General features: G+C 34.5%; 27 protein-coding genes and 1 riboswitch. Of the genes, 11 read left to right on the forward strand and 16 right to left on the reverse strand.

The genetic code is table 11. The annotated features are described in order from the left end of the window. Window positions 1–25 precede the first annotated feature (25 nt). The 4 genes from A1704_RS14115 to A1704_RS14130 are packed head-to-tail and all read left to right on the forward strand — an operon-like array spanning window position 26 to window position 3,361. Complete coding sequence (locus A1704_RS14115; RefSeq protein ID WP_062674412.1) at window positions 26–769, forward strand: tetratricopeptide repeat protein; 744 nt, start codon at window positions 26–28, stop codon at window positions 767–769. Continuing rightward, entirely contained in the window at window positions 769–2,508 is a 1,740-nt protein-coding gene (locus A1704_RS14120; protein WP_062674414.1) for a BatD family protein, read from the forward strand. Before A1704_RS14115 ends, A1704_RS14120 begins: the two co-directional genes overlap by 1 nt. A 44-nt stretch (window positions 2,509–2,552) precedes the next feature. Beyond that, window positions 2,553–3,155, forward strand: a complete 603-nt coding sequence (locus A1704_RS14125; RefSeq protein ID WP_062674416.1) for a MarC family protein — start codon at window positions 2,553–2,555, stop codon at window positions 3,153–3,155. 5 nt (window positions 3,156–3,160) lie between these two features. After that, window positions 3,161–3,361, forward strand: coding sequence for a hypothetical protein (locus tag A1704_RS14130; protein ID WP_047378522.1), 201 nt, complete (start codon window positions 3,161–3,163; stop codon window positions 3,359–3,361). Window positions 3,362–3,671: 310 nt separating this feature from the next. Here the strand turns inward: A1704_RS14130 and A1704_RS14135 are convergent, their stop codons facing one another. From A1704_RS14135 to A1704_RS14155, 5 genes are all read right to left on the reverse strand, one after another. Beyond that, window positions 3,672–4,640 (reverse strand): chorismate-binding protein, encoded by a 969-nt coding sequence (locus A1704_RS14135; protein ID WP_062674418.1) that lies wholly within the window; start codon window positions 4,638–4,640, stop codon window positions 3,672–3,674. Window positions 4,641–4,799: 159 nt separating this feature from the next. Next, the gene (locus A1704_RS14140; RefSeq protein WP_002977570.1) at window positions 4,800–5,228 is read right to left on the reverse strand and encodes a PaaI family thioesterase; all 429 of its coding nucleotides are present in this window, start codon (window positions 5,226–5,228) and stop codon (window positions 4,800–4,802) included. Window positions 5,229–5,311: 83 nt separating this feature from the next. Beyond that, complete coding sequence (locus tag A1704_RS14145) at window positions 5,312–5,908, reverse strand: 1-acyl-sn-glycerol-3-phosphate acyltransferase (RefSeq protein ID WP_062674420.1); 597 nt, start codon at window positions 5,906–5,908, stop codon at window positions 5,312–5,314. A gap of 315 nt (window positions 5,909–6,223) precedes the next feature. Continuing rightward, the gene (locus A1704_RS14150; RefSeq protein WP_062674422.1) at window positions 6,224–7,945 is read right to left on the reverse strand and encodes a PspC domain-containing protein; all 1,722 of its coding nucleotides are present in this window, start codon (window positions 7,943–7,945) and stop codon (window positions 6,224–6,226) included. Window positions 7,946–7,956: 11 nt separating this feature from the next. Next, complete coding sequence (locus A1704_RS14155; RefSeq protein WP_002977573.1) at window positions 7,957–8,286, reverse strand: PadR family transcriptional regulator; 330 nt, start codon at window positions 8,284–8,286, stop codon at window positions 7,957–7,959. 515 nt (window positions 8,287–8,801) lie between these two features. On the opposite strand from A1704_RS14155, the gene A1704_RS14160 reads away from it, so the two are divergent. Both A1704_RS14160 and A1704_RS14165 read left to right on the forward strand, forming a co-directional pair. After that, window positions 8,802–9,503, forward strand: a complete 702-nt coding sequence (locus tag A1704_RS14160; RefSeq protein WP_062674423.1) for an XAC2610-related protein — start codon at window positions 8,802–8,804, stop codon at window positions 9,501–9,503. Between the two features lies 1 nt (window position 9,504). Continuing rightward, window positions 9,505–10,095: an HD domain-containing protein gene (locus tag A1704_RS14165; protein ID WP_062674425.1), complete on the forward strand. Its 591-nt coding sequence runs from the start codon at window positions 9,505–9,507 to the stop codon at window positions 10,093–10,095. 62 nt (window positions 10,096–10,157) lie between these two features. Here the strand turns inward: A1704_RS14165 and A1704_RS14170 are convergent, their stop codons facing one another. From A1704_RS14170 to A1704_RS14185, 4 genes are all read right to left on the reverse strand, one after another. Next, a complete protein-coding gene (locus A1704_RS14170; RefSeq protein WP_062674427.1) occupies window positions 10,158–11,531 on the reverse strand; it encodes a DUF4932 domain-containing protein in 1,374 nt (457 codons plus the stop codon). Window positions 11,532–11,705: 174 nt separating this feature from the next. After that, window positions 11,706–12,089: an acyl-CoA thioesterase gene (locus A1704_RS14175; protein WP_034699813.1), complete on the reverse strand. Its 384-nt coding sequence runs from the start codon at window positions 12,087–12,089 to the stop codon at window positions 11,706–11,708. A gap of 115 nt (window positions 12,090–12,204) precedes the next feature. After that, window positions 12,205–12,384, reverse strand: a riboswitch (cobalamin riboswitch). Window positions 12,385–12,418: 34 nt separating this feature from the next. Further along, window positions 12,419–13,219 carry a hypothetical protein gene (locus A1704_RS14180; RefSeq protein WP_062674429.1) on the reverse strand — a complete coding sequence of 267 codons (801 nt, stop codon included), beginning with the start codon at window positions 13,217–13,219 and terminating at the stop codon, window positions 12,419–12,421. Window positions 13,220–13,249: 30 nt separating this feature from the next. Then, a complete protein-coding gene (locus tag A1704_RS14185) occupies window positions 13,250–13,912 on the reverse strand; it encodes an ATP-binding cassette domain-containing protein (protein ID WP_062674431.1) in 663 nt (220 codons plus the stop codon). A gap of 412 nt (window positions 13,913–14,324) precedes the next feature. Here A1704_RS14185 and A1704_RS14195 point away from each other — a divergent pair, with 412 nt between their 5' ends. Then, window positions 14,325–15,413, forward strand: a complete 1,089-nt coding sequence (locus A1704_RS14195; protein WP_062674435.1) for a GEVED domain-containing protein — start codon at window positions 14,325–14,327, stop codon at window positions 15,411–15,413. Window positions 15,414–15,512: 99 nt separating this feature from the next. Here A1704_RS14195 and A1704_RS14200 read toward each other — a convergent pair whose 3' ends face one another. The 4 genes from A1704_RS14200 to A1704_RS14210 all read right to left on the reverse strand — a co-directional run bounded on the left by A1704_RS14200 (window position 15,513) and on the right by A1704_RS14210 (window position 19,808). Further along, on the reverse strand, window positions 15,513–16,352 hold the full coding sequence (locus A1704_RS14200; protein WP_131797512.1) for a GLPGLI family protein: 840 nt from the start codon (window positions 16,350–16,352) through the stop codon (window positions 15,513–15,515). Continuing rightward, window positions 16,333–17,283: a hypothetical protein gene (locus A1704_RS14205; protein ID WP_062674441.1), complete on the reverse strand. Its 951-nt coding sequence runs from the start codon at window positions 17,281–17,283 to the stop codon at window positions 16,333–16,335. Before A1704_RS14205 ends, A1704_RS14200 begins: the two co-directional genes overlap by 20 nt. Next, a complete protein-coding gene (locus A1704_RS25125; RefSeq protein ID WP_423775171.1) occupies window positions 17,222–17,404 on the reverse strand; it encodes a bacteriocin-like protein in 183 nt (60 codons plus the stop codon). Before A1704_RS25125 ends, A1704_RS14205 begins: the two co-directional genes overlap by 62 nt. A gap of 256 nt (window positions 17,405–17,660) precedes the next feature. Then, window positions 17,661–19,808 carry an endonuclease MutS2 gene (locus tag A1704_RS14210; protein WP_062674442.1) on the reverse strand — a complete coding sequence of 716 codons (2,148 nt, stop codon included), beginning with the start codon at window positions 19,806–19,808 and terminating at the stop codon, window positions 17,661–17,663. Between the two features lie 344 nt (window positions 19,809–20,152). On the opposite strand from A1704_RS14210, the gene A1704_RS14215 reads away from it, so the two are divergent. The 3 genes from A1704_RS14215 to A1704_RS14225 are packed head-to-tail and all read left to right on the forward strand — an operon-like array spanning window position 20,153 to window position 22,410. Further along, window positions 20,153–20,674, forward strand: coding sequence for a GNAT family N-acetyltransferase (locus tag A1704_RS14215; protein WP_062674444.1), 522 nt, complete (start codon window positions 20,153–20,155; stop codon window positions 20,672–20,674). 48 nt (window positions 20,675–20,722) lie between these two features. Continuing rightward, window positions 20,723–21,727, forward strand: a complete 1,005-nt coding sequence (locus A1704_RS14220) for an acyltransferase family protein (RefSeq protein ID WP_062674446.1) — start codon at window positions 20,723–20,725, stop codon at window positions 21,725–21,727. A gap of 41 nt (window positions 21,728–21,768) precedes the next feature. Then, on the forward strand, window positions 21,769–22,410 hold the full coding sequence (locus tag A1704_RS14225; RefSeq protein WP_062674448.1) for a uracil-DNA glycosylase: 642 nt from the start codon (window positions 21,769–21,771) through the stop codon (window positions 22,408–22,410). Here the strand turns inward: A1704_RS14225 and A1704_RS14230 are convergent. The 3 genes from A1704_RS14230 to A1704_RS14240 all read right to left on the reverse strand — a co-directional run bounded on the left by A1704_RS14230 (window position 22,397) and on the right by A1704_RS14240 (window position 24,678). Continuing rightward, window positions 22,397–22,906: a hypothetical protein gene (locus A1704_RS14230; protein WP_062674450.1), complete on the reverse strand. Its 510-nt coding sequence runs from the start codon at window positions 22,904–22,906 to the stop codon at window positions 22,397–22,399. The two genes, A1704_RS14225 and A1704_RS14230, sit on opposite strands and share 14 nt — an antisense overlap. Before the next feature lie 16 nt (window positions 22,907–22,922). Further along, window positions 22,923–23,414 (reverse strand): DUF456 domain-containing protein, encoded by a 492-nt coding sequence (locus A1704_RS14235; RefSeq protein ID WP_062674452.1) that lies wholly within the window; start codon window positions 23,412–23,414, stop codon window positions 22,923–22,925. A 79-nt stretch (window positions 23,415–23,493) separates the two neighbouring features. Next, window positions 23,494–24,678: a carboxypeptidase-like regulatory domain-containing protein gene (locus A1704_RS14240; RefSeq protein WP_062674457.1), complete on the reverse strand. Its 1,185-nt coding sequence runs from the start codon at window positions 24,676–24,678 to the stop codon at window positions 23,494–23,496. A gap of 271 nt (window positions 24,679–24,949) precedes the next feature. Between A1704_RS14240 and A1704_RS14245 the strand changes: the two genes are divergently transcribed. Further along, entirely contained in the window at window positions 24,950–26,218 is a 1,269-nt protein-coding gene (locus A1704_RS14245) for a mechanosensitive ion channel family protein (protein ID WP_062674458.1), read from the forward strand. The last annotated feature ends 97 nt before the right edge of the window (window positions 26,219–26,315 follow it).

Here is a 26,315-nt window from a genome sequence, read left to right on the forward strand (position 1 = left end):
ATATAAAGGAATAATTTTGCAAGTGATGAATACTAAAATCATATTTTTATCGTTTATTGTTGCCATTTCATTCTCAGGCTTCATGTTTGGGCAGGAAAGCTATAGGAATTTAGTATATGAAGGCAATCAGAAATTTGACGGTAAAGATTATGATGGAGCCTCCTCCAAATATATGGAAGCGATAAAATCCAATGATAAAGATTTTACCGCTCATTACAATATGGGGAATGCGTTGTATAAAAGTAAAAAATACGAAGAGGCAAAAGCAGAGTTTGAAAAAGCAGAAAAACTTTCACAAACCCTTCCCGATAAAACGGCTGCTCTTCATAATTTAGGGAATGCTTACATGCAGATGAATCAGCCTGAAAAAGCTGCTGACTATTATAAGAAAGCTTTGAAGCAGGATCCCCACAGCGAGGTAACTCGAAAAAATTATGAGATTGCCAAACTGAAAGAGAAAGAAAAACAACAGCAAAAAAACGAACAGAATAATTCAGGAAAAGGTGGCGGCGGAAATGATCAGAACAAAGGGGATGATCAGAAAGGCGACAAAGACAAAAAACAGGATCAGGGTAACGGCCCGCAAAACGAAGGCAAAAGTGACCAGGGTGACAATCCTAAGCAGAATCAAAATAATGAAGGCAGAATGCCCAAAAATCTTGAAAATGCGATCTTAGATAAAATAAACGAAAAAGAAAAAGAAACCGCCAGAAGAATTTTAAACAAAAATTCTTATTCGATGCCTGAAAGCAACGAGAAAGATTGGTGATGCAGCACAAATTGATTTACATATTGCTTACTCTTGCATCCGTAATTACTTACGGACAGGTAAATCTATCTATGGATGCAGATAAAACAGAGTATGCAGGTAAGGATATTATCAATCTGACCATTGTTCTTGAACTTAACGGAAGTGATCTTGTACAGCAGACAGGTTTTCAGCTTCCGGATCTTTCAAAATTTAATATCATAGGAAGTGGATCTGTAACCAATACCGTGATTGATCCTGCTACCAATACTTTAATTACCCAGAAAGTTTCCAGAATTGCCCTTGAGCCTAAGAAAAAAGGGAAAATAAAAATCGGTTCCGTTCTTGTTACCGTAAACAACAGAATCTATAAAACCGAACCTTTTGATGTTAATATCCGTGATATTGTCGACAGAAGATCATTGGCAGCGAATACCTCCAATGATGTTTATCTGAATATGGAAATTGATGATCGGGATGTCTATCAGGATCAGCCTACGGTAGCCGTTCTGAGAGTGTATTCAAGAAATATGGATAATCTGAGAAAGGTGAAAAATATTCATCTTCCGAAACAGGATAATATCAATGTACATCCTATCAATTTTGATAAGTCTGAGATAGATCCTTCAGGATACGGCAACATGCCTTCACAGGTTCTGGCTATGTTTATGGTTTTTCCGAATGAAGCAGGGTATGTGGAAGTTCCCGGAGTATCTGCTTCAGTAAGTACCTATTCAAATAAAACAAAAATTGTTTCCAATAAAGTTAAAATCAACGTAAGAAAGCTTCCTGAAGGAGCTCCTGAATGTTTTAAAAATGCTGTTGGGAACTTTAATGTCAACGTATATAATGCTTCCAAGGAAAAACCGGAAGCGAAAAAACCTCTGAATGTGGTAGTAAAAGTTTCAGGTGAAGGTAATTTACCGGATATGGAACTTCCTAAAATTGCCGCCTCTCCGGATTATGAAGTTTTTGCCCCGAAAATTACCTCTAAAGTAGCTCCTGGAACTTCAGGAATGAAAGGAGAGATCCTGGCTAATTATGTGATTATTCCTAAAAAATCGGGTGTCATTTCAATTAAAACAGAACAATTCGCTTTCTTTGATCCTGCGAGTAAAGAATATGTAGATCTTGGACAGAAAACACTGGATCTGAATGCATTTTCTCACGATCAGATTCTTGAGGCACGCTCTACTGTAGAAAAAGTAAACGAATACACCAATAATCTTCTGGAGACGGTAAATACTCCCGTATTAAAAACCACTTCATTCAAAGTAAAAGAAAAAAACAAATTCCACTGGAATATTCTTTTGACCAATATAGCTATTCTGATAAGCTTATTCGTTGGATATCTGTTATTTAAAAATTGGCAAAAAAAACGTACATTAGTTAGGGAAACTATACCGTCAAAACCTTTAGGTTCAGTGGCCGAAACAGAAAAAGAGATCAGAGAATTGATGAAAACTGATATCAATGATTATTTCGGATATCTGGAAAATCTTAAAGATAACGGAGAGTATGAAAAGTTCTTTGCAACTCTTGAAGAATTGGATGAAGAAGTAAGAGGACAGTATTTTCAGGCGTCTATCCCGGAGTTTAAGGATTTTCTTGAAAAGCACAAAGGTTCTTCGGTTGCAGAAGAATACAGTAAACTGCAGCAGAAAGTTCAGATGGAAAAATACAATCCTGTGAAATCTGCTGAAGCTTTGGAAGAACTTTTGAAAACTATTGTTAATTTATATTCACAAATTAGCAAATAATCAGTTTATTTTCATATTTTTGCGAAATTTTTAATTACAAAGAGATGGAAATTTTTGATGGTTTTTCTTTTAAAGAGATTGTTACCAGCTTTATGGTTCTTTTTGCCGTGATCGATATCATTGGCTCAGTTCCTATTATTGTAAGCCTTCAGCAGAAGTTCGGACAGATTGAAGCTGGAAAGGCAGCCATTACTGCCGGAGCTATTATGATTGTTTTCCTGTTCGTAGGAAATAAGATTCTTAAGCTTATCGGAGTGGATGTAAATTCCTTTGCTATTGCCGGAGCTTTTGTGATTTTTGTCATAGCGCTGGAAATGATTTTAGGAATTGAAATTAATAAAACCACTGAAGCAAAGGCTGCATCCATTGTACCCATCGCATTTCCATTGGTTGCCGGAGCTGGAACATTAACAACTGCACTATCTCTTAGAGCTGAATTTCATGATATTAATATTATCTGCGGAATTATTCTTAATACAATTTTCGTATATTTGGTGCTGAAATCAGCGAAATGGCTGGAGAAGAAAATTGGGGATGCTACTTTGATGATCCTTCAGAAAGTTTTCGGAATTATCCTTTTGGCAATTTCAATTAAATTATTCACCGCAAATTTTGCCCAGTTGGTGCAGAATTATATTAATTTTTAAGAGTCATGAAGAAGTTTTATAAAGTATTTTTAGTACTGTTCATTGTATTCATCACCATTAATCTTTATGCTATTAACTGGCAGGCGACAGATATCTTAGGAGATGAAGATAACGTTAGATTTGCATTCTCAGCGGGAGCTGCTGCAATAGGTCTTATCCTGCTTTTCGTAATGGATACATGGAGTAGAATCGGTTTAAAGAAATAAATTGAATATTTCAATATAGATATAGCCTCTTTCTTTTTGAAGGAGGTTTTTTAATGGGGTTATAGATTGCAGCTTTCAGATAAAAGGTAGCATGAATCAGGGATTAGGTTTAGTATAAATATCCATATCTGCTTTTACTATTCAATAGGGACGGGCTTTAGCCTGTTCAGGAAAAAGGATAAAGAGACCAATTGGTTTTAGCCTAAACCTATATAAGGCAAAGTCCGCAGAAGGACGATAAATTGTTCTCAAAGGCGTTTACTTAGCATAATACAGGTTTCTGTAGAATCTGTGGGCAAATCTAAAAATATTAGGAAACAATCAGGTTTTTCAATATCGCCTCAGACTTCAGTTCTGTTTCTCTCCATTCTTTTTCCGGATCACTTTGAGCTGTTATTCCGCCTCCTACAAAAACGTGTACGGAGTCTTTATAAAGTCTTGCACAACGCAGATTGACAAAATACAGGATACTCTCATCCGTTTCAACCTTGATATAACCTGCATAAAATTCACGGGGGAATTTTTCATATTTACGGATATTCTCATTGCAAAAATCTTTTGGAATACCACAGACTGCAGGAGTAGGGTGCAGCTCCTGAATAATTTTATCAAGATCTTCAGGTTGTATACTGGTTTTAAAATCTGTTCGTAAATGTTTGATATTACCGGAAATATGGTCATAGGTTTCTGACTGATCTATATTGTCAGAATAATTTGCCAGAATATTCTGAATATAATTGGTAACAGGCTTTTGTTCTTCAATTTCTTTTTCGGACCACTCCTCAGATACCGGAAGAGTTCCGGCAAGGGCCATTGTTTCAAATTCGTGCGTAGTTTTATTAAACTTCCCTAATACTTCCGAGAAAGCTCCCATCCATGCATTTTTTCCATCATTAAAAAGATATCTGAAAGCATTGGGATATGATTTACATAAGTTTTTAAAACTCTCTGTATAATTGACTGTATGAAAATTTGTAAATATTTTCCTTCTTGAATAAACAAGTTTTGGCAAATTGTTTTCTTTGATGACTTTAATTACTTGCTGTAAAGTGTGGCAGTATTCTTCTTTGGTTTCAGCGTAATAATTTGTGGTATCATCATTCAAAACTTCATTGGTAATCAATTTTTGATCAACTTCATTGGGGGGTATTTCAGAAATATCTCCGCTGAAGCTAATCTGATCTAAGCCATTATAAGAAAAAAAGTTAACTGCATTTTTACTACTTTTTTCATCTGCAGACAATAATCTTTCGTCGAAGGGAAGTTTGAAATAAATCATGAGCTATGAAGGAATTTTGGAAACCAACAGCCGGAAATAATATAGGAAATTCCCAGCGTAACTTTTCTTTTTGCAAAGGTATTACTAGTCTAAAAGATGTCAAAATAAAAAGAGCTTAAATTTAGTTTAAGCTCCTTATTTTTTATGTTGCAGTAAGTATTACCTGTGAATAATATTATTCGTCATTGTGGTATGATTAATTAAAACTCCTTTTTCATCACGAATTTCAATTTCTGATACGTGCATGGTCTTACCTTTTCTGATAAAGCGTGCTGTAGCAGTTACAATACCATCTTTTTTGCTTCTTAAATGGTTAGAATTGATGTTGGTTCCTACTCCGTAATATTTTTCGCCATCGATAAAAATATTGGACAGGCTTGACCCTAAGGTTTCAGCTAAAACACAGCTTGCTCCTCCGTGCATGATTCCAAAAGGTTGGTGAGTTCTTGGCAGAACAGGCATGGTTGCGGTAAGGGTTTCATTTTCGAGATCAATATCAATGAATTTGATTTCAAGTGTTTTGGCAAGAGTTACATCTCCCCAGTTATTGATGAATGCTAATATTTCTTCTTTTGTCTGACCTTTCATTTTAATAATTGATAAATGGTAATTAATTTTGCTTCTAGCTTCTAGCTTCTAGCTTCTAGCTTCTAGCTTCTAGCTTCTAGCTTCTAGCTTCTAGTTTCTGACTCAGTTCCCATAATATTAGGATTCCAGTTTTCCGGTACTTTAGGAACAATATCATTTTTTACATAATAGTCCTGAATTTCCTGCATGATTTCTGAAAAAGATACGGATGCTATTCTTTCATAAGGTATAGTGTAGCCCAGGTAAACAATTTTTCTTTTAAAATCACCTGCTGCCAGCACAATAGGAACTTTAGCTGCCAAAGCCATGTGATAGAATCCTTTTCTCCATTTCGGTACCCAGCTTCTGGTTCCTTCCGGAGTAATCACAAGACTGAAATCTTCTTTGGAAAACTGGTTGGCTACGAAATTTACAAGATCGTTTTTCTGGCTTCTGTCGATACCAATACCTCCAAGTCCTTTTACAATACTTCCATACCATGCTTTGGTGTGTGCATCTTTAATGATAATTTTTAAAGGTTTTTCCAAAGACCAATAGGCGAAATTTCCTAAAATGTACTCCATATTATGGGTATGTGGTGCTACCACTAGGATACACCTGTTCAGATTGTTGACATCGCCCTGAAGAACGACTTTCCAACCTAATACTTTTAACATTGCTTTGCCTAACAGCTTTTTCATAGATTTCTTGGATTAAAAACAAAAAAGTATAACCAAACTTTGGTTATACTTTACAAATATATTGAAATATTATTGCTCTTAAAACAAACCGCTAATTAAATCTACGATTTTCATTACGAATTCCATTGCAAATTGTATCATGATAAGGCTGTGTTTTTGATTGGTTGGTTATTAAATTTTAGCTTTACGAAATTAAAACTTTTTTTTCACATAAGAAACTAAATATGGTTTTATTTTTACTTTTCTGAGAGAAGAAGGGTGTGAATTTCAAACGGTTGCCATCCACCCACACCTTCTACCACTCTCTGAAGTTAATTATTTAGTTTGTATGGAAATTTCGTTTTTTCCGTCTTTGATTTTGATGTCCATATCTTTATTTGATTTTTTGATAGTAGACACTGCAGAATCAATAACTTTCTTTGCCTGGTTGTTAGGAACTTTTTTACCGTTTACAATGATGCTGTCTTTGTCATCAGAGTTGTATTCGATACTGGAACCGTTTACCGTTATTTTATTTTTTTCAATTCGGACATTGTTATGGTCTTCATCTCTGTCCTGGTCTTCGTCATTGATACCGTCTCCGTCTAAATCTCCGTCCATGTGAATACGATTTTTATTCATGGATAAAACAACTGCTTTTTGCGGAACCACAAGTTCGTAATCAAGGCTGTAATCTCTGAATCTGTGCTCGTACGGATATTTGATGTAGTTAGGAAGTAATACTTTGTTGTTTACAATTTCTACAGGAACCGTCATCTGGATTGGGAAGTTATATCCTTTTCCTTCTTTTTTAATGATCAGATAAGGTGTTTTAATATCTGGTTTTCTGGTTACATCTACAGAAATATAATCTTCTTCATACACTGTTCTTTTATCAGAATAAATATCATTGTTATACCCTTTGAAATTCTGAGGAATGTTGATCTGTTTTACGTCTACATACACTGTATCTGAAGTGGTGTTGATGGCAACATTTTCTACATCTTCCTTGCTTCCTCTATAGATCATGTCTTTTTTAGCCATACTGATTCCGAAGTAAGTTCCAAGTCCGATCAAAAGAAGGAATAAACCACCTACAACCCATCCGATATTTCTCAGTTTTGTTTTCGGAGAGAAGATCTTGATGCTCAATAAGCTGAAAAGGATTGCCGGGATTAAACTTCCGATCACCATCATCGCAGCCAGTACTTTATCAAGTCCCTGATCGTCCATGTAGAATCTGATTTCATTAGCTCCGGGGAAGTCTGTATCCATTGCGAAAAGGGCAAATAATACAAATACTCCGATAATGCTGCTTACAGCCATTAGTACAAAGAAACCTCCTACAATATACTTGAACACATTCCAAACTCCGCTGCTTGCATTGTTGATATAAGGTTTGTTTTCGTTGTAGATTTCTCCGACCCTCTGAGTAGATTCATTGGCAAATTGTACCAATTTATTAGACTCATTCTTAAGATTGTCGAAGTTCATAGGCTTTCCCTGCATTTTCAGGAAATCTGCTGCTGTTTCAGCTTTTGGAAGTACGATCCAAAGGATTACATATAAAAGACCTATTAAAGAAGAGGAAATGGCTGCTGTAAAAATTCCTAGTATGAAGATTCCCAGCCAGATTGCTCTCATGGTAGTAATATCCATTCCTACATATTGAGCTAAACCTGCACAAACCCCTGCTACTTTTTGTTTTTCCGGATCACGGAACAGTTGTTTTTTATCGGTATAATTGGATCCGGAATATTCTTTTCTGGCAGATGTTTTTTCAGAAAAATAAGCTTCTTCCTGTTCTTCGATTTTTTCAGGGCTTCCGATTTGTGCGATTACCTTTTCTACATCGGTATCGTTAATCACTTCACGTTTTCCTAAAGAATCTTTGAAAATCTCCACCATTCTTATTTCTATGTCATGCATTACTTCATCAGCCTCAGAAGCATCCAGAGAGCTTCTCAGTGCATTCAGGTAATCGCTGAGCTTTATATATGCGTGTTCTTCTATGGTAAAAGAAAAACCTGCGAGTCCTATTGAGAGTGTCTTGTTCATAGCTTTGTTTTTTAATTTTGTTGGGTGATTTGGTTTACTGAGGCTGTCAGTTCATTCCATGTATTGAGTAGTTCATCCAGGAAAAGTTTTCCTTTTTCTGTGATCTGATAATATTTTCTGGGTGGTCCTCCTGTAGATTCTTCCCATCTGTAAGAGAGAAACTCTCCGTTTTTAAGTCTTGTAAGAAGAGGGTAGAGGGTCCCTTCCACTACATCCAGTTTTCCTTTTTTCAGTTCGTCAATAAGATCAGAAACATACATTTCACGGTTATTGATGAGACTTAGAATACAGAATTCCAGAATTCCTTTTCGCATTTGCGCTTTGGTATTTTCGGTATTCATCTTTGATAAGTTTTGTTAATTAGTTATATTTTTAGAAAAATGCCCCTAGCTAGTTGAGCCTATTCTAATTTTACATTACAAAGATATGTAAATAAAATGGTATTATGCAATACAAAGTAGTGAAATTTTCAAAATAAATTATTTAAAATATTGAAAATCAATTAAATAAATTTTGCCTTGAATTTTGCGTAAAATGAATTTTAACAGAAAATAGCTCAGAAATCTTTAATTTTTAAATAAAATTGATAGAAAAAATGATCTTTTATTAATTATTACCCATTACTCATTACAGATTACTCATGTCATAGCCCCGATAGCAGCGGTTACCCCACAGCAGCTATGGCTTTAGGCAGGAGCGAGGAGTATGAGCGGATAGCGGGAAACAGCTTCTTATCTATGAATACACTTTTATTGAAAGGGTAATTCTGACAGATAATGAGACCGGGATTTTGAGATCGCTATTATGATTCGTATTTTTGTTAGCAATAAAAACACCTAAATCATTTACTATTACCATGAATATTTTTAATAAGTACTGGCACTTATCGGCATTTCTTTTATTAGGTCCCTTATGTTTCGGGCAATATCAGTTTGAGGTTAAAAATGTATCAAAAAGTTATGATGCTGTCATCCATGTAGAAAATTGTTATGATGACAGATGCGGAGGAAAGGGAACGGTGGAATTGTTTGATCATAAAAACAGCAAAGTACAGACTTTTGTTTCAGAGGATCTGGTTTTATATACAGAACAAGGTCAAAAACCGATCCAGGGGAAATTGATCCCCCTTTTAAAAGATCAGCGTGCCGTAATTATAGATGACTTTAATTTCGATGGAACGGAAGATGTTGCCATAAGGAACGGAAATATGGGAAATTATAGCGGGGCATCTTATGATGTATATGTCTTCAACAAGACAAGATTAGGGTTTGTAAAAAGTGATGAACTTACAGAGCTGGGTTCAAACGGTCTGGATATTTTTGATGTTGATGCCAAGCGTAAACGTCTAATTTCTTACGGAAAGTCCGGCTGCTGTGATATTTTTACATCAGAATATGTTGTAATTCCGAATAAAGGACTTGATAAAGTCTTTGAAAAAGAAGAGGATATGAGCATTGAAGGTAGTGTAAAAGTGACCACTAAAGAAAAGATAAATAATAAATGGATTACCAAAACAAAGGTATATCCGTCTGATCAATATAACAGAAATAAGAAGTAAGATGAAAATTCAGAAAGAGATCGATTTTATTCTGGCAGTAGATGCACTTAAAAATGTACAGCGAAGAAATTATAATGCAGACGATTCCCGGAGAGAGAATACAGCGGAACATTCATGGCAGATTATTATTCTGGCTCAGATCCTTTATCCGTATGCTAAAAACCGTGCAGATATTGATTTGTTAAGAGTGATAAGAATGCTTTCCATTCATGATCTTGTGGAGATTGAAGCCGGAGACACTTTTATTTTTGATGAAAAGGCAATGGTAGGAAAGTTCGAAAGAGAGAAAGCTTCTGCTCAGAAAATCTTTGGAATTCTGGATGAACCTTTACGTACAGAATTCTTTAATTTATGGCTTGAGTTTGAAGATGAGAAAACTCCGGATGCTATCTTTGCATGTGGAATTGACAGAATCATGCCGTTTATCTTAAATTCTCATACTTCCGGAAAAAGCTGGACTGAAGCTGGAGTGACAGAAAGACAAATTCGAAATATGCTTGAAAATGCAATCAGCAGAGCATCGGATGAAATGGGAGAGGCTTTTGAGTTTTTGCTGAACAGAAGTCTGGAAACAGAAAAAGTACTGAAATAATTGAAAAAAGAAGACCCTGCCGCTTATTGGGCAGGGTCTTTTTATAGATCATCTGAAATGTTTTAAGAGGCTAGTAATAAGTAATTGTCGGGATTTAATAAAATTCCCTTCTTTGAATAAAATCCAGCCATACTGTTATGTACATAAAATCCCAGTACAAAATTTTTATAAGAAGTATCCAGGCTGAATTTCACTTCTTTCCCGTCTTTAGACCAGACCGGATTTTTAACGATAATGATGGTATTGCGGGTTTCTTTTCCATCAATGTATTCATATAATTTGAGCTGAAGAGTCTTTGTTTTTTTCATAGGCTCTGTGAATTGTACCACAATATTATTGAGATCAGTTTTCTCAAAGTCTTTATTATTGGAATTGACAACGGAAGGCTGGGAAATTTTGTTTCCTGTTTTCTTCGTCCACTTTAATAATGGAATATATAATTTTTCCAGATTCTTTTCCTTTTTATAAAGCTCTATAAGCTTCTCCGAGAATAAATTCTGAGCAATAAAACCGCGTCGGATATTCACTTTATGATAAATCGCCGAAAGACTGTCTGTTTTTTCTTCTGGAAATTTTTCGTTGATGAACAAATCGTAAACTGCCCATGTCATATATTCATTGAATGAATTTATTCCCGGGTATCCTGATTTTTTATCCCAATTCGTAAGGTTGAAGCTTTCCGTTATCTCCTTTGAGTACTGATCTGAAATAGGATTTACATACCCATGATCGATTTCTGAAAATACGGTGTGATTATCAAGAATCCTTCTTGCGAGATTACCTTTTAAATTTCCAAGGATAAGATCTTCTCCGATATTTGGAAAGTCTACAGTTAAGGAGCTATTGATATCCCTGTGGCAATTCTGTCCGCCTACCAAAGGAGATATGGCAATAATGTATTTCTTATCTGTTTCATTGGCTGGTCTTTTTGCTATTTTATCCAAAAAAGTATAAGTATCATTGATGTAATAATACTCTTTGTAATTGGCAATTAAAGTATTGTAAAACGACTGATGATTTTTATAAAAGGTTCTGTAATTTGATTTCTTTACAAAATCATTGATGAGCTCCAGATTTTCATCTACTTCTTTAGGACCAAAGGAATTGAAAGGAAAATCTCTTTTAAGTAAGCCTTTTTCATCAAAAGAAAATGCATAGAAATCAGTTCGGAAGCCTAAGAATTTTTTCCAATCTTTTCTTGAATAATTTACTTTTTTTAGTAAAGGATGATCTTTTACAGGTTCAAAATACGTGATGATTTCATCATAATACGGTGGGATTTTCTGTACGTCATAAGGATCTGTTCTGCCATATTCAGTGAGGGCCAGAATAATATTTCCTAATTCGTAACTTTCTGAAAGTTCAATTTTAACGTCTTTTTGTGCTCTTAATGTAATGGATAGGATAAGGGTAATGATTACAATAATCTTTTTCATGAAATATCGGTTCTTCTATAGTTTTTAGTGACAGCAATGTAAAAATAATTTTTTTGCCATGCTAAAAGTAAATAAAAAAACAAATGAAGTCCAATCATTCTTTGGTTGAGATATACTATGTTGTGTTGAATGGAAAAGTTTCGGGCGGCCTCTGGCCGCCCGAAACTTTATTGTTTATAGTATTTGGATTGGTTTCTTGAATTCGTCAATCGCTACAAAAGTAAAATCACCAATAATTGCTTTTTCTCTTTCATAGGAATACATCTGCTCGGTGTAAATTTCAACGTTTACTTTCATACTGGTTTTTCCCACGTATGAAACTTTCCCGATCAGCTCAACGATGGTTCCGGCAGGAATAGGTTTTTTAAAATCGATCTTGTCACTGCTTACCGTTACCACTCTTTTTCTGGCAAAACGGGTTGCGGTGATAAAAGCTACCTCATCCATCAGCTGCATCGCTGTACCTCCAAAAAGGGTATCATAGTGATTGGTTGTGTTAGGGAAAACCGCTTTAAAGATTCTGGTTTCGGATGCTTCAATTCTTTCTTCTGTAGTCATATATCATTATTAATTAAAGCGATAGGAAATGATTGGAAACAACAGAATAATAACAGGAACTTATAGAATTCCTGAAACAATCCATCAGATCAATACAACTTCAAATCGCGAAAGTTACATGTTTAAGAAAAAGGCAGGTCTCCTGACTTGTAACATCATTTATCTCCTTCCCATGCCTCGCACAGTGGATCTTTGATAAAGACTTCAGTTACTTACAGTTGCGCGACAGTCCGTGATTTTCACACGGTTCCCTTTTAATCTGCAGTGATGCAGAACCAATTTCTGTGATGAATAAGCGTAAAAACTTTTCGAATGCAAAAATAATGAATTTATTCCGGATTATGGTAAATAATCTGGCTGATTACTCTTCCTTTCTTAATCGTCCAGAGAGTAGTGTATCTGTTTTCTCCTGAACCGTTTATCATATAAAGAAAAATATTATCGTTGTCAAGTGAGGTTACTCCAACGTTTTCAAAATCCATGGTAGGCTGGAACATATTTTTGATGGCTTCTCTTACAAAAACAGATCCTCTTCCGGGTTGCTGTACTCTGATGGATTTGATTTCAGTCATTCCTTCAGGAAGGTCATTTCCAATTCCCCATGGTTTTACTTTATCAATGGTAAGAATTTTTCCTTCTGCATCTTTTTCCTTTTTACGGTATCCTGCATTGGAAGGATAAATATCAATCACCACTTTGCTTCTTTGGGCAGTAGGAACCTTAGGATCAGAATTGTCAGTAAAAATAAGAGATCTTCCGTTTTTAGATTTAGATGGAGTGTAGGCAGGAAGCTGGTCTACATAAGCAATACGCCCTTTATTTACCATTCCTTCTTTATCCAGAGTTTCATACCGTACAAAAGGTTTGTCGTCATCCTGTTTCTCCGGATATTTGATCCAGATCCATTCTGTTTCTCCGGGAGCAGGTTTTACATAAACAAATACATCTCCTTTACGCATACGGATCTTGTCTACAATTTTTCGGTAATCGTCTTTATGTACACGTACGTTGGCATATCCTTCTTCAGCTTTTACAACTCCAAAAGGAACTTTAGTCTGCCCTTTTACAAAAGCAATAGATAAAATACTGAAAGCGGATAAATAGAATGCTTTGTTTATGAAAGTCATCATGAAAATTTTTTGATCCCTCAAATATATAAATTAAATGCTTTTCGGAAGATAATTATACCGCTGCAGTTCTTTTAAATCTTGTATTTGTTTTAGATAGCCTTCACGCAGAAGAAATATTTGGTGTGAAATATCAAGAACTTCCTGATAATTATGATCAGAAATAATGAATCCCTTATACGCAGACTGTTCAATGATTGCAGCTTTCAATGCTGCAGAAATTTTTGGAGAAAGGCTATGGAAGGGCTCGTCCAGTAAAACAAAATCAGCTTCAGAATAAATTATCATTAAAGCTTCAATGACTCTCTGCTCACCTCTGGAAAGATCTTTAGGTTTTTCCGACAAAAAAGGACGGATCAGATCTGAAGTCAATAACAGATCTGTATTTTTTTTATTGCAAAAAAGAGGAATTAAGGTTTTAATGGTATTGTACTTCGGTAAGAAAATATCCTGTGGCAGGTAAGCAATTCTGTTTTTTCTATCAGAAATGCTTTTCAGAACTTTGTCATTGTATCTTATAAACTGGATATCACTACTGACAGTTCCAAAAATAATTTTTAATAATGTTGATTTGCCAACACCATTTCTGCCCAGAATTCCAATAATCTGCCCGGTTTCACATCCTAAATAAATATCCCGAAGGATATTATTATCTTTAAAAGACTTGCTTATGCTGTCAATATGAAGCTTGCTCATAAAATTCCTGTTATTATTTTGACAATCACACAGACAGCTACCGTGAATCCCCAAAGGAAACCTCTGGAAAACCCTAAATTGGCATAAAAGTAATATTCATTTTTAAACCGGAGTTCATATATAAAATAATGAAGAACAAGAGATATTAAAAGAAAACTAAATCCAAAGTTCTCAATATTGAAAGAGGATAAACAAGAAGCTAATAAAGAAAATATCAAGGTGGGAATTATTATTTTTTTATAAAAAATCCAGAGAGTAGAAATACTTTTGAACATATATTAAAGCATAGAGTTTCTGTGTGTTTTACACTTTATTGTCAAAAATATTAAAAAATACAATGCTATATGGAGAAAGTATAAGCTATATTTGAAAAAATACCCTATTTTTCAAGGAAATTTTAAAACTGATAAACATGACCAAAAAACTACTTTTTGTATTCTCTTTTATATTGGGAATTTCAAGCCTTCAGGCAACCCACAAAATAGAAGAAGAACCTCAATCTTTATTGTACTGTGATACCAATGCTCCAACAGGAGTTCAGATGTCGAATATAACACTTACTTCTGGAACAGTTACCTGGACTGCAGATCCTAATAGTCCGGATAATATGATAAGATATAGAATACCAGGAACAACTTTCTGGATGACGGGTACACCCGTATCGGGTCAAAACTCTTTCACAATTACAGGTTTGCAACCTTGTACAACGTATGAAGTACAGGTAGTGAAAGTGTGTACAACACAGGGATTATGGTCTGATCCTATATTTTTTACCACTACCATTAATTATTGTGCAAGTGCTTCTACAGATACCACGATGATGCATATTTCCAATGTGACCGTAAATTCTACAGGAGTTACCTCTCCAATGGTAAGCGATTCCGGACCTTCCAATTATATAGATTACAGAAGTGACCTAAGCCGTAGAGTTAAGTTTTTTATTGGAACTACAGGAAATAAGCTTTCAGTAACCAATACCTGGACGGGAACTCTAGGCACAACAACAGTAACGGCGTGGATTGATCTTAATGCCAACGGAATTTTTGAATCCAACGAAAGAGTGATGGTGGCCAATAATGTTACTCAGGCTGCTCCGGCTGTATCTGTATTTACGATTCCAAGTTTGGCAGCAGTGACACTATGTGGCGTTACTATGAGAGTTATTTCCAGTCAAACAATACCTTTAGATGCCTGCAGTACATTTACCTATGGGGAAGTTGAAGATTATGGAGTCGATTTAATCAATCTCACCCTTGGATTGGAAGAATCAGGAAAGTCTGTAAAACCTGAAATTTATCCTAACCCTGCCTCTGATGTCTTAAATATTTCAGGAATTTCAGAAGCCGCCGATTATGAAATTTATAATATTGCAGGACAGAAAATTGACGAAGGAAAAGTTTCAAATCACCATGTAAACCTTAACCATTTATCAAAAGGAGTTTATTTTATCCAGTTGAAAGATAAAGAAAAAGTAACCCGATTAAAGTTCATTAAGAAGTAAAAATAGAATAGAGTATTTGAAAAAATACTCTTTTTTTAATCTAGGAATTGTGTAGTAAAATATTGTATTTTGAATATTCAAAATTGATTTTTTATTCAATTAGAATGTTATTATAGGAACATCCTTATCCGGATAGTTATTAAACTGATTGATTATTTTCTGTAAATATTCATTTGTTGCCTCATAATTTTTATCTTTAATCCCCTTAAACTCATAATTAAAACTATCTCCCAAATCATTTTTGAAGTTAATGTGATGAGCGGCAGGGTCATTCATAAAATCATTGATGTCCTTTACTAGCTTTTCTTTTCTTATATTTTCTTTGTTGTTTGTTATTTCTGACTGCTCATTCAACTTTTTAATTTCAATCAGTTCAAAACAATAATCCTTATCTAATGATTCAGCTTTAATGACTAAACCTGGTAGTCCTGAAAAAACATAAGGTCCATCGTTGATTGGAATATCATGAGTGTATAAAAGTTTCCATTCTCTCTTTCCAAAATTAGCAAAAGCTTCATAAGATATGTAATCATTGTACTTTCCAAACTTCTTGATATTGTAATACTTGATATTGTTTTCCTTATACCAGTAATTAAACTGGTTAAAATTACCTCCTATGATGTAATGATTTTTTGATAAATCTTTAAAAATTTTAAACCTCAGAAATGAACTAGTAACGAATGCCACATCTTTAAAATTATTTTCTTTAACAAGGGAATCTATTTTTTCTTTATTCAGATTATAAAAAATACTTTGTCCATTAATTATTTTTAAGGCCATATACTCTTTTGCAAATGAATCACTTTGTTTTAAAGGTTTAAACCTGACTTCGTAAATAATTTGATAATTTTGTCCAAAATAAATAGAGAAAGATCCCAAAAGGAATATAATACTAACGACTTTGGATAAAATACTTTTATTAATCATTAAATTTTTCACTTAATATTTTTTGATAAAATTCTTTTTCAGAACTATTTATATAGTCCAAATAGCGAAACTTGTTAAGGAAATAAAATTTTTGACAACTTTTGGATAAATACTGATTAGTATTGTCATCTTTTGTAGTTTCAATGATAGTATAGGTTGGAAGCTCTATTCGTAATACATCTTTATTTTTTGCTAAGATCTCTATAATTTTATAATGATAATAATCATTACAACTGAATTTTAAAATATCAGTTTTTATATATTTTTTATAATAATAGTCAATGGCCTCCTGAGAAAAGTTCTTATTTTCTGTGCTGTTGACAGCCGAAAAAATGGTGTTAAGCCAATTGTATTTGATATAATTTTTCATTTTCTTTACAGAATTGTTCTCAGTATCCGCCGATATAATACTTTCTTGCTTGATATTATTCATAATGTTAAGCAAGATAAGTTCTGAAGATCTTTTTAATTCTCCAAGATTTTTTTTCTTAATGGCATTTAGGTAAATATTTATTTTTCCAAATGTTTCAATATTCAGTTTCTCATTAATGTATTCATGGATATTGGCCTTATCACCATTGTAAATAATATTATTATCATTTGTAATAATAATATTAAGCTTTTCTTTGGGTTCAAGAAATACATTAATAAATTTATCAAGTCTATTATTATTTTTGACTGAGATTCCCTCTGTAATATCAGGAAGCTCTTTTTTTTCATGATCATTGATAACAATTTCTTTTTGGTTATTATTTATGACGATGATTTCTCCTGTATTATTTGTTATGGATACTTTTTGGGAGGCAAAAGTGGAGAAATAAAATAAGAGGATATATGATATCCTCTTACTTAAATATGATTTTTCCATATTCAGATTGATGTTAACGAATGCATGTTGGCTCATTTCTATAGCATCTACAAATATTAAAGCAAGCTTCTGCATTATCTGCAATAGTGTCTATTGGAGGTAATCCAGATCCTGACGGACTACAATGACAATTAGGTTCTAAACCTCCTTTTAGAGTTCTTAGTTCAATTCTTGATAGTTTTTTAAGATTTTTCATGGTAAGTTTATTTTTTGTAAATGTAGCAATTAGTTTTTATAATTTTCCATAAAATGTCACAAAAAATCCTTTAAACGTGAAATATTTTTTTTATATTTACTATATATGAATACAGTTTATCATTCCAAAGCTCCCCATTTATATTCAAATGTAGGGAAAGCCTTAAGCATAGCAATAGAAAAATGAAGCATAATATAAAAAAGAGAGTACCTTCTGGTGCTCTCTTTATATTTGCGTTAATTTAATTTCTTATTCATTAAATTCTTTCAAGTTCATCCGCATCAATCGTGGTCTTGAAAGTTCCGTAATTGACGATCACTTTATTTCTGGAAATTTTTTCAATGGTTCCTACACTGGTGCTTCCGGTAATACGAACACGCTGTCCGATTTTCATCCACACAGCACGGTCGGTTTTACGTTTTTCTTCCAGTTTTTCATTGGTCTCAGCAATTTTTTCAATAACCTCTTCCTTTTTCAGCTGTTGAGTGATTTTTCTCTTAACAACCTGCAGGCGTTTGGTTTCATCCTTATCACTGCCCAGTTTTCTGAATTTCTCCTGTTCAAGAAGTTTTACAAAATCTTTTACCACATCCTTTCTGGATTTTCCTTTGGTATAGCTGTCAATGAATGTTTCAATCTTATTCCCGAACTGTAGTTTTCGGTGTTCCTCCTCATAAAGTTTCTGGAAATTGAACAGTTTCTGCTGAAGCTGCTCATTTAGTTTCTGAAGATTATCACGTTTATCTTCTACAGATTCTTTTCTTTCTGCAAGATCAGATTTCAGTTTTTCTACCTCAAATTTTTCCTGTTGCAGTTTTACAATCGTTTTGTCAAGATTCACAATATCATGTTCTACTTTTTTCTTCGCAGAATGGATAATGAATCTTGGAATCTTATTCTTTTCCGCAACTTCAAAAGTAAATGAACTTCCTGCCTGTCCCACTTCCAGCTTATACATCGGTTCCAATGTTTCTTCATTGAAAAGCATGGCTGCATTCTGGGCATTGGGAAGCTGTTCTATTACCAGTTTAATATTGGTATAGTGCGTCGTAATGATGGCGAAACTCTTTTTGTCATAGAAAAACTCCATGAAACTTTCTGCAAGCGCACCTCCAAGCTCCGGATCAGAACCTGTACCGAACTCATCAATAAGCAGAAGCGTATTGGCATCAGCCTCACGAATGATCCCGGACATTTTCTTCAACCTCGATGAATAGGTAGATAAATGGTTTTCAATGGACTGGTTGTCCCCAATATCAGTCATGATTTTCTCAAAGAAAAACATTTCAGACTTAGGATGAACCGGAACCAGGATGCCACTCTGAATCATCAGCTGCAATAATCCGACTGTTTTCAGGGTAATTGATTTTCCACCGGCATTAGGACCGGAAATACAGATGATCCTGTTATGTTCTGTTAAGGTAAGTGTCTGAGGATGAATGGTTTTGTTTTCAACTCTGTTTCTTAACCATAAAAGAGGATGGTAAGCATCTTTTAGTCTCAGCGTTTTATGATGGTTGATTTTCGGAAGAACTCCGTTGATCACTTCACCAAATTTCGCTTTAGCTCTCGTAAGGTCAAGGTCAAAAATATACACCTGATATCTCCATAGCTGAGGTTGAAATTCGGCCAGTTCTGCAGTAAGTTTACGGAGAACTTTATCAATTTCTTTTTTCTCTTCCTCTTCATTTTCACGCAGTTTGAAATAGTGCTTTACCACACTGTCCGGCTGAATATACGTGATGGAACCTGTTTTGGAAATTCCTAATGTTCTTCCGGCAACCCTTTTTTTGAATCCTGATTTTACGGCCAGAACCCTTTGGTCGTCAATAATCGTTTCCCGGATATCATCCAGAAAGTCACTCTGTCCATACGTGGTAAGCGCACGGTTGAAGTTTTCCTGAATCGCCTTTTTAGCCAGCTGAATTTCAGTTCTTATCCCTTTCAGAGCTGGAGAAGCTTCATTTTTTACTTCACCAAAACGGTTAAAAACCTTATCTACCTTCTCAATAATCTCTTTTCTGAATTCCAGTACAGAAACCTCTTCTAACAAAGTAGGAAACGTTTCCGGCATGGTAGGGAAGAATTTCTGAAGTCTTCCGATTTGTTCCGTGATGGTTTTTATTTTGATGAAAGCAGCATTTTCCAGACGGTAGTTCTCAATCAGCATCAATTTCAGCTCACTTTCAATATCTTCATATTCATCAAACGGAATCGCGTTTGAACTTTCAAAACTCGACAGATATTCTGAGGTTTTTTTTAATGAAAGTTCCGCCTCGTCAATTTCCATCGGACGAAGTTGAAGAATTTTTTCTCTTGTTTTCGGAGAATACGCAAATGGGGAGATTTCCGCGAGCAATTGCGGAAACTCTAATTCGTCTAAATCTTCTTTATCTATATACACAATGCAAATTTAGTGAGAATTTTGATTATTACGTATATCTGAGAGATTTACAGAATAAATTAACGGCGAGTTTAATGATTATAGGGGTGCTTTTTTCTCGAAAATTTTAAAACTTCAAAAAAGATCAATTTTTTTACACGCAAAGTTTTTTATTACTAAACCTTATCTCTTTTAAGGATGCAAAGAGTGAAATCAATACATTGATTCTTTCTAAGCGATTCGCCCATTCTTCCACTTCATCAGCGATTTAGTCGTATTTCTTTGCTTACTTAAAATGAGTAATAGAATGCAATAACCTTTGCATTTATATAAATTGATGCTATTCTTTTTATTACATTTGAGATGTGAAACTAGAAACATCAAGATTGATTTTAAAAGGAATCAATGAAAATAATACAGAAGACATTTTAAAAATCCGAGGCAATCCGGAAGTCAATAAATTTGTGAAAAGAGTTTCACCAAAGACCAACTATGACGCGCTTCAGTTTATTTTAACAATTAAGCAAAGAACTCAAAATAATCAAACGGTCTATTGGGGAATTTCTTTAAAAGATCATTCCCATCTTATCGGAACCATTTGTCTTTGGAATTTTTCTGAAGACCGGAAGACAGCAGAAGTCGGCTATGAACTGTTGCCAGAGTACCACAGAAAAGGAATTATGTCTGAAGCTTTAAATGCGGTTGTAGAGTATGGATTTAACGAACTCCATTTACAGGAAATTTTGGCCATTACCAGTACATTCAATGAAAATTCAAAAGGACTTCTTTTAAAACATCATTTTATTTTGCAGGAAGGAAAAAAAGATGAAGGTTTTCCGGATAATATTATTTTTAGTTTGAAAAGGCTATCGGGGGATCGTCTGTAAGAAATCTAACAGGTTTTTCTCTATCTTTATCACCGATTGAAATTACATATGAAAAATGAAATAAAATCTTTAACGGGACTTAGAGGGATTGTTGCATTATGGGTAGCGTTTTTTCATTTTAGTTTTTTTAGGAATGAATTCATTCAGGATATAGTAGGAAAAGGGTATGTAGCGGTTGATATCTTTTTTGTGCTGAGTGCTTTCTTACTGACAGTTTCTTACTCCGATAAATTTAAAAATCTGAACTATAAAGCAATAGAGGTTTTTTATAAAAAGAGAGTTAACAGAATTTATCCTGTCTATATTATATCAGTTGTTTTTATTGCCTTGTTTTTAATGAAAACTTCTATAGCAGGATTTCTGATTAATGCAAGCTTATTACAATGTTTTTTTAATCCTGATTATCTGCTGAATGTGGTCTATTGGTCACTCAGTACAGAATGGGTTTGTTATCTGATATTTCCTTTTATGCTATGGCTTGTTCTGCATTATAAAATACGCAGCGAAATTTTAATTATTGCCAGTCTGGTTTTGAGGTTTGCACTTCCATATATTCCCGATCATTTATATATAGGTTCTGAACATCCAATGCAAGTAGGGGAATCATCAAGATATCTTGATCTTCCTTACGGACTGGTTTCTCTGCTAAGAACGGTTTCTTCCTATTTTCTTGGAATTGGAATTGCCCTTCTGCCACCATTTAAAACGAAGAAGGAAAACCTGTTCCTTTATATCATTCTCCTATTGTTTGGGTCTATGCTTTTTGTGGAAAAAGGGCTCTTGTTTATCCCTTTATTATCAGCATTGATGATCAAATATCTTTATGAAGGAAACTCAAATTATCTGAAAGCATTTTTAGAAACTAAAGCGGTGTATTTTTTAGGAAATATTTCCTATTCGTTATACATTATCCATTATATGGTGAAGAAACAGAATTTCATTATTGTAAATTCTTATCATCTTAATAATCTGTTATTAATCTCCTTTTCATTATTGCTGTCCTATTTTTCGTATATGCTGATTGAAAGAAAAGTGAAGATATTTAAAGTATAATGGAGGCTCTTATTTTATTTTAATATTATTATTTTTGCACTATGACCTGGACAGAAATTTTAGCCCCGATAAAAAGTACGGAATACTTTACCACCCTTTGGGAGAAAGTGAAGAATGAATATGCAACAACCAAAGTTTTTCCACCCAAAAATCAGATTTTCAGAGCATTGGAACTTACAGCTTTTGATGATGTGGAAGTAGTGATTATTGGCCAGGATCCTTATCATAACGATTATCAGGCGAATGGATTGTGTTTCTCTGTTTCTGAGCAGGTTGCAGCACCGCCATCCCTGAAAAATATTTTTATAGAGCTAAAAGATGATCTGGGAGTGGTAAGAACTTCTAAAGAACTTGATGATTGGGGAAGACAAGGCGTTTTACTGTTGAATGCTACCTTAACGGTTCGTGCGCATTCACCCAATTCTCATAAAGATTTAGGCTGGGAAAAATTCACCAACTTTATCATTAAAGAAATTTCAGATAAAAAGGAGAATGTTGTTTTTGTTTTATGGGGCGCTTTTGCACAAAAAAAAGCCGAACTCATAGATCCGGCTAAACATTTTATTATTAAATCGGCACATCCTTCACCTTTTTCTGTGTACAGAGGTTTTTTTGGAAGCAAGCCTTTCTCAAAAATTAATGAATATCTTGTTTCCAAAGGGAAGAAGCCTATTTCCTGGTAGAATCAGCAGATTGATCTGCTTTTTTTATTGTAATTCCGATTTTATATTTTCCGGCTAATGCTTTTGTCCCATCCTGCGATTTTGGATGAGGAGCAATGTCCTGTAATGTGATAGTATATCCGTTGAATTCTGTCGACTGATGATAATTTCTTGCCGGGTAATCTGCGCTTGCAAGGTTCAGGGTCATCGGTCGGGTAGAAGTTCCCATTACTTCCACCTGAGCAAGAGCAACACCAGCCCATATACATTGAGCTCCTTCAGGACAACGGCTGTCTTCAGAAACTCCTTTGAATGTCACATTCATCTGATATTCTCGTAAAAACTTATTTTCTCCTTCAGTCAGATAAATAACACCGTCTTTCTGATGATCAGAACTTGTTGTTTTTGTACCTGTGGACATTTCAGTAGATTTTGTATTAATTCTGGATTTCTTTTGGGCATCGCATCCTGTTAATGCAAATATTCCCAGACTGAGTATGACAATTTTATGGAACATAGTTTCTTATATTTAATTAAATGACGTTAAACATATTAAGTAATACTACCAAAAACATTGCCACTCCTACCACAAAACTGAATCCGGTTCCATAAATGAATCCAATCAGCGCTCCTTTGGTTGATCGTAAGGCTTTATTCATATCCTTACTGTCGTGAAGTAACTCACCAATAAATACCCCTGCAAACATTCCTATCAGAAATCCCAACGGAATAGGAATAAATATCCCAACAATAGTTCCAATCACAGAGCCAATGCTTCCCCAGCGGGTACCGCCATATTTTCTGTTGGTCTTTGCCGGAATTACATAACTTAACACTACAGAAGCAAGTGTAAGAATTCCGAATGCCCAGATATAAATCATAGAAAGATCAGCATCCGTCCCGAATTTATAGATCAAAAGTCCACAGATACTGAGCAAAAGACCAGGTAATACCGGAAGAAAAGTTCCCAATATTCCTATAAATAACAGAATAAGGCAGAAAATATTAATAATCGTTGTATCCATTCTTTTAAAAAATATACATGCAATATAAAAAAAGTGGCCTTATAAAAAGCCACTTTGAGAACTGAGTTATAAAATTTTATTACAAATTTAAGATTACGTATTCCAGAATCGGTCCTGCTTTGCCGATATTTCCACTTGCATGATTATGGAATGTGGTATAATAAATATTTCCACTGCTTGTCGTTCCTGAACATGATCCCATATAATCGCCATGTGCCTGATGAGCATTCCATGCATTCTGATTAATGGTAATGGTAACTGTGTTACCATTTGCCGTATGATGGCAGATCGTCATGTGATTATTGTTTAAAGACGTTCCCACAGTGGTTTTAGGAGCCGTTTTATCCACGTACTTATTGGTTCTTATCATCAGTGGTTCGTTATCTTTCTGTACCAATACTTCCCAGAATAAAGGATCATAATACTGGATTTTTTGCCACAGAGACATATCATACTGGATATCTAATGTACTAAACCCTAATGCTGAAGCCATAGCAGTATTGGAAACAGTACAGTTGTTATACATACTTGCATTTCCATTGATATTAAAACAGATCTTCGTAAAATCCAGAAAGCCTCCGGCTATACCGCAGGATTGCGCATTTTGATTTCCGCCTACCAGATACGCAGCAGCCCAGTCTGAGCTGTAAATGCTTCCGCCGTTTGTGATAAAAGTAGAGAGATTACTGAAAACGGAAAGGTCGTTACCAGGTGAGCTGGTTCCCGTCTGTGCAAGATTACGTGAACCGCAGTTCAGGAAAATAATATCATACTGAGAAATGGTGTTGAAGTTTTTTAAATCCTGATAGCTGATTTCTGTTGCGGTGTACCCAAGATTTGTAATAATAGCCTCTATTTCGTCATAACTGCCTTCTACATAAGCTATTTTTGCAATCTGGTTCAGTTTGGAATCTTTGCTGGGAACACTAGTTGTTTCATTTTTGTTAATGGTAACAGGAATTTCAGTTCTGAAATTAAGGCCATTACCGGTCTGAATGTGAAGAGTTGTTTTTCCTTCAGGTGCAGTCAGACTGAAGGAACCATCCGCATTGGAATACGTGTGATAAACCTGATTTTTGCTGTCGATAGTAAACACCGTGGCACCACCAATGGGTTTTGTTCCGTTTTTAGCAAATACTTTACCTTCTATAGTTCCAGTGGGTAAAGTTTTGGAATCTTCCGGATTCACTGAGTCATCACCTCCTTTACAGTTTACTAAGAGCACAAGGCTGCATAGTACGATGAACAAGTAATTTTGTCTCATATTTAATTGATTTTGATGGGTTTAGTTTTAACCAAATTTAATAAATTTTTAATATTGAAACAATTAAATTGTAATTTATTTTAATATTTTTTTACTTAAATAGGTTATTTGTAGTTAATTTTTCATTTATAATTAAAGGTTGTAGAGGATTTGATATTTTACAGCTGAGTTCACGGATTTTTTTATATCAAATTTCCGGATAATACTTTTTGGGATGAAAATTGATTATGAATAGTAAAATGATGATTCTTAATTTCATAAATTTGCTGTAATGAATGACCAGTTACAAGAAACCAAAAACTTTATACAGGAGCTGAGCGAACGGCTTTACATTTATATTACCCAGATATCACCCTCCGGGCTGGATTGGGTTTTTCATATTATTGTAAAACTGAGTTTACTTCTTGTCCTGTTTTTTATTACTGATTTTGTTTTTAAGTTCATTATCAATTCTGTATTCAGGTTATTTCATAATGAACAGAAGTTTCCCATTTTAAAATCTATTTATCAGTCGAAAATCACCAATTCTGTAGCGCATTTTGCAGCTTTGATTGTTGTGGACGGTATTCAGGGTTCCATATTTCCGGAAAATGCACTGCCGAAGACCACCATTTTTATCATAAGATGTATCAATCTGGGATTAGTATTGATATTAGCAGGAATGCTCTACAGATCGCTGACAGCTTTCAGAAACTATTTTAGTATCAAACAGGATTTCTATAAAATAATGGCACTCAATGCCATTTCAGAAACTGTAAAAATTTTAGGACTTTTTATATTTACTGTAGTAGGCCTTTGTGTGATTTTCGGAATCAAAGGAACAACAATTGTAGGAAGTCTGGGAGCTATTACAGCTGTTCTGGTATTGGTTTTCAGAGATACTATCCTGGGGTTTGTAACAGGTCTTCACGTGGCAACCTCCAAAAATCTGAAAGTAGGGGATTGGGTAAGTATTCCCAAATACAGCATCGAAGGTAATATTACAGAGATCAACCTTTTAACCACCAAAATTACCAATTTTGATAAAACAGTTTCAACGATTCCCACTTATGATCTGATGACCACCGAGATCAAGAATATGCAGGTGATGTCTGAGTCAAACACCCGAAGAATAAAAAAATCAATTTACTTTAACATTAATTCTTTCAAGTTTCTTACTGATGAAGATGTGGAGCGTTTAAAGGAAATTAACCTGATTTCGGATTATCTGGAAGAAAGAACTTCAGAGATCAAAAAAGAAAAGGAAAGCTTGGAACATAAAGATAAAATTGTGAATGGAAGACAGCTTACCAATATTGGTGTTTTCAGATATTATGCACAGAAATATATTGAAAATGATCCCGATATAGATAAAAACGGAACCAGAATGGTTCGTCAGCTGGAGATTACCCCACAAGGATTACCCCTTGAAGTATATTGTTTTGCCAGTGATTCCAAATGGGAACGTTTTGAGCAGATACAGGCAGATATTTTTGACCATTTATTAGTAGCTTCAAAAGAATTTGAACTTCAGGTAATGCAGGTAAGCGTGAAAGTGTAACAGCTGGAAAACAGAGAAGGGAAACTGTAAGTTTCAGCCTTTTCAAAAAAACTTTAAATTAAACTTTTAAATGATCATGAATGTGGAAGCACCAATA

Source organism: Chryseobacterium cucumeris (genome assembly GCF_001593385.1).
Lineage (GTDB): Bacteria > Bacteroidota > Bacteroidia > Flavobacteriales > Weeksellaceae > Chryseobacterium > Chryseobacterium cucumeris.

Coding starts and splice junctions, on each gene's coding strand:
- A1704_RS14115 (WP_062674412.1), top strand. CDS start 26: ATGAATACTAAAATCATATTTTTATCGTTTATTGTTGCCATTTCATTC.
- A1704_RS14120 (WP_062674414.1), top strand. CDS start 769: ATGCAGCACAAATTGATTTACATATTGCTTACTCTTGCATCCGTAATT.
- A1704_RS14125 (WP_062674416.1), top strand. CDS start 2,553: ATGGAAATTTTTGATGGTTTTTCTTTTAAAGAGATTGTTACCAGCTTT.
- A1704_RS14130 (WP_047378522.1), top strand. CDS start 3,161: ATGAAGAAGTTTTATAAAGTATTTTTAGTACTGTTCATTGTATTCATC.
- A1704_RS14135 (WP_062674418.1), bottom strand. CDS start 4,640: ATGATTTATTTCAAACTTCCCTTCGACGAAAGATTATTGTCTGCAGAT.
- A1704_RS14140 (WP_002977570.1), bottom strand. CDS start 5,228: ATGAAAGGTCAGACAAAAGAAGAAATATTAGCATTCATCAATAACTGG.
- A1704_RS14145 (WP_062674420.1), bottom strand. CDS start 5,908: ATGAAAAAGCTGTTAGGCAAAGCAATGTTAAAAGTATTAGGTTGGAAA.
- A1704_RS14150 (WP_062674422.1), bottom strand. CDS start 7,945: ATGAACAAGACACTCTCAATAGGACTCGCAGGTTTTTCTTTTACCATA.
- A1704_RS14155 (WP_002977573.1), bottom strand. CDS start 8,286: ATGAATACCGAAAATACCAAAGCGCAAATGCGAAAAGGAATTCTGGAA.
- A1704_RS14160 (WP_062674423.1), top strand. CDS start 8,802: ATGAATATTTTTAATAAGTACTGGCACTTATCGGCATTTCTTTTATTA.
- A1704_RS14165 (WP_062674425.1), top strand. CDS start 9,505: ATGAAAATTCAGAAAGAGATCGATTTTATTCTGGCAGTAGATGCACTT.
- A1704_RS14170 (WP_062674427.1), bottom strand. CDS start 11,531: ATGAAAAAGATTATTGTAATCATTACCCTTATCCTATCCATTACATTA.
- A1704_RS14175 (WP_034699813.1), bottom strand. CDS start 12,089: ATGACTACAGAAGAAAGAATTGAAGCATCCGAAACCAGAATCTTTAAA.
- A1704_RS14180 (WP_062674429.1), bottom strand. CDS start 13,219: ATGATGACTTTCATAAACAAAGCATTCTATTTATCCGCTTTCAGTATT.
- A1704_RS14185 (WP_062674431.1), bottom strand. CDS start 13,912: ATGAGCAAGCTTCATATTGACAGCATAAGCAAGTCTTTTAAAGATAAT.
- A1704_RS14195 (WP_062674435.1), top strand. CDS start 14,325: ATGACCAAAAAACTACTTTTTGTATTCTCTTTTATATTGGGAATTTCA.
- A1704_RS14205 (WP_062674441.1), bottom strand. CDS start 17,283: ATGCAGAAGCTTGCTTTAATATTTGTAGATGCTATAGAAATGAGCCAA.
- A1704_RS25125 (WP_423775171.1), bottom strand. CDS start 17,404: ATGAAAAATCTTAAAAAACTATCAAGAATTGAACTAAGAACTCTAAAA.
- A1704_RS14220 (WP_062674446.1), top strand. CDS start 20,723: ATGAAAAATGAAATAAAATCTTTAACGGGACTTAGAGGGATTGTTGCA.
- A1704_RS14225 (WP_062674448.1), top strand. CDS start 21,769: ATGACCTGGACAGAAATTTTAGCCCCGATAAAAAGTACGGAATACTTT.
- A1704_RS14230 (WP_062674450.1), bottom strand. CDS start 22,906: ATGTTCCATAAAATTGTCATACTCAGTCTGGGAATATTTGCATTAACA.
- A1704_RS14235 (WP_062674452.1), bottom strand. CDS start 23,414: ATGGATACAACGATTATTAATATTTTCTGCCTTATTCTGTTATTTATA.
- A1704_RS14240 (WP_062674457.1), bottom strand. CDS start 24,678: ATGAGACAAAATTACTTGTTCATCGTACTATGCAGCCTTGTGCTCTTA.
- A1704_RS14245 (WP_062674458.1), top strand. CDS start 24,950: ATGAATGACCAGTTACAAGAAACCAAAAACTTTATACAGGAGCTGAGC.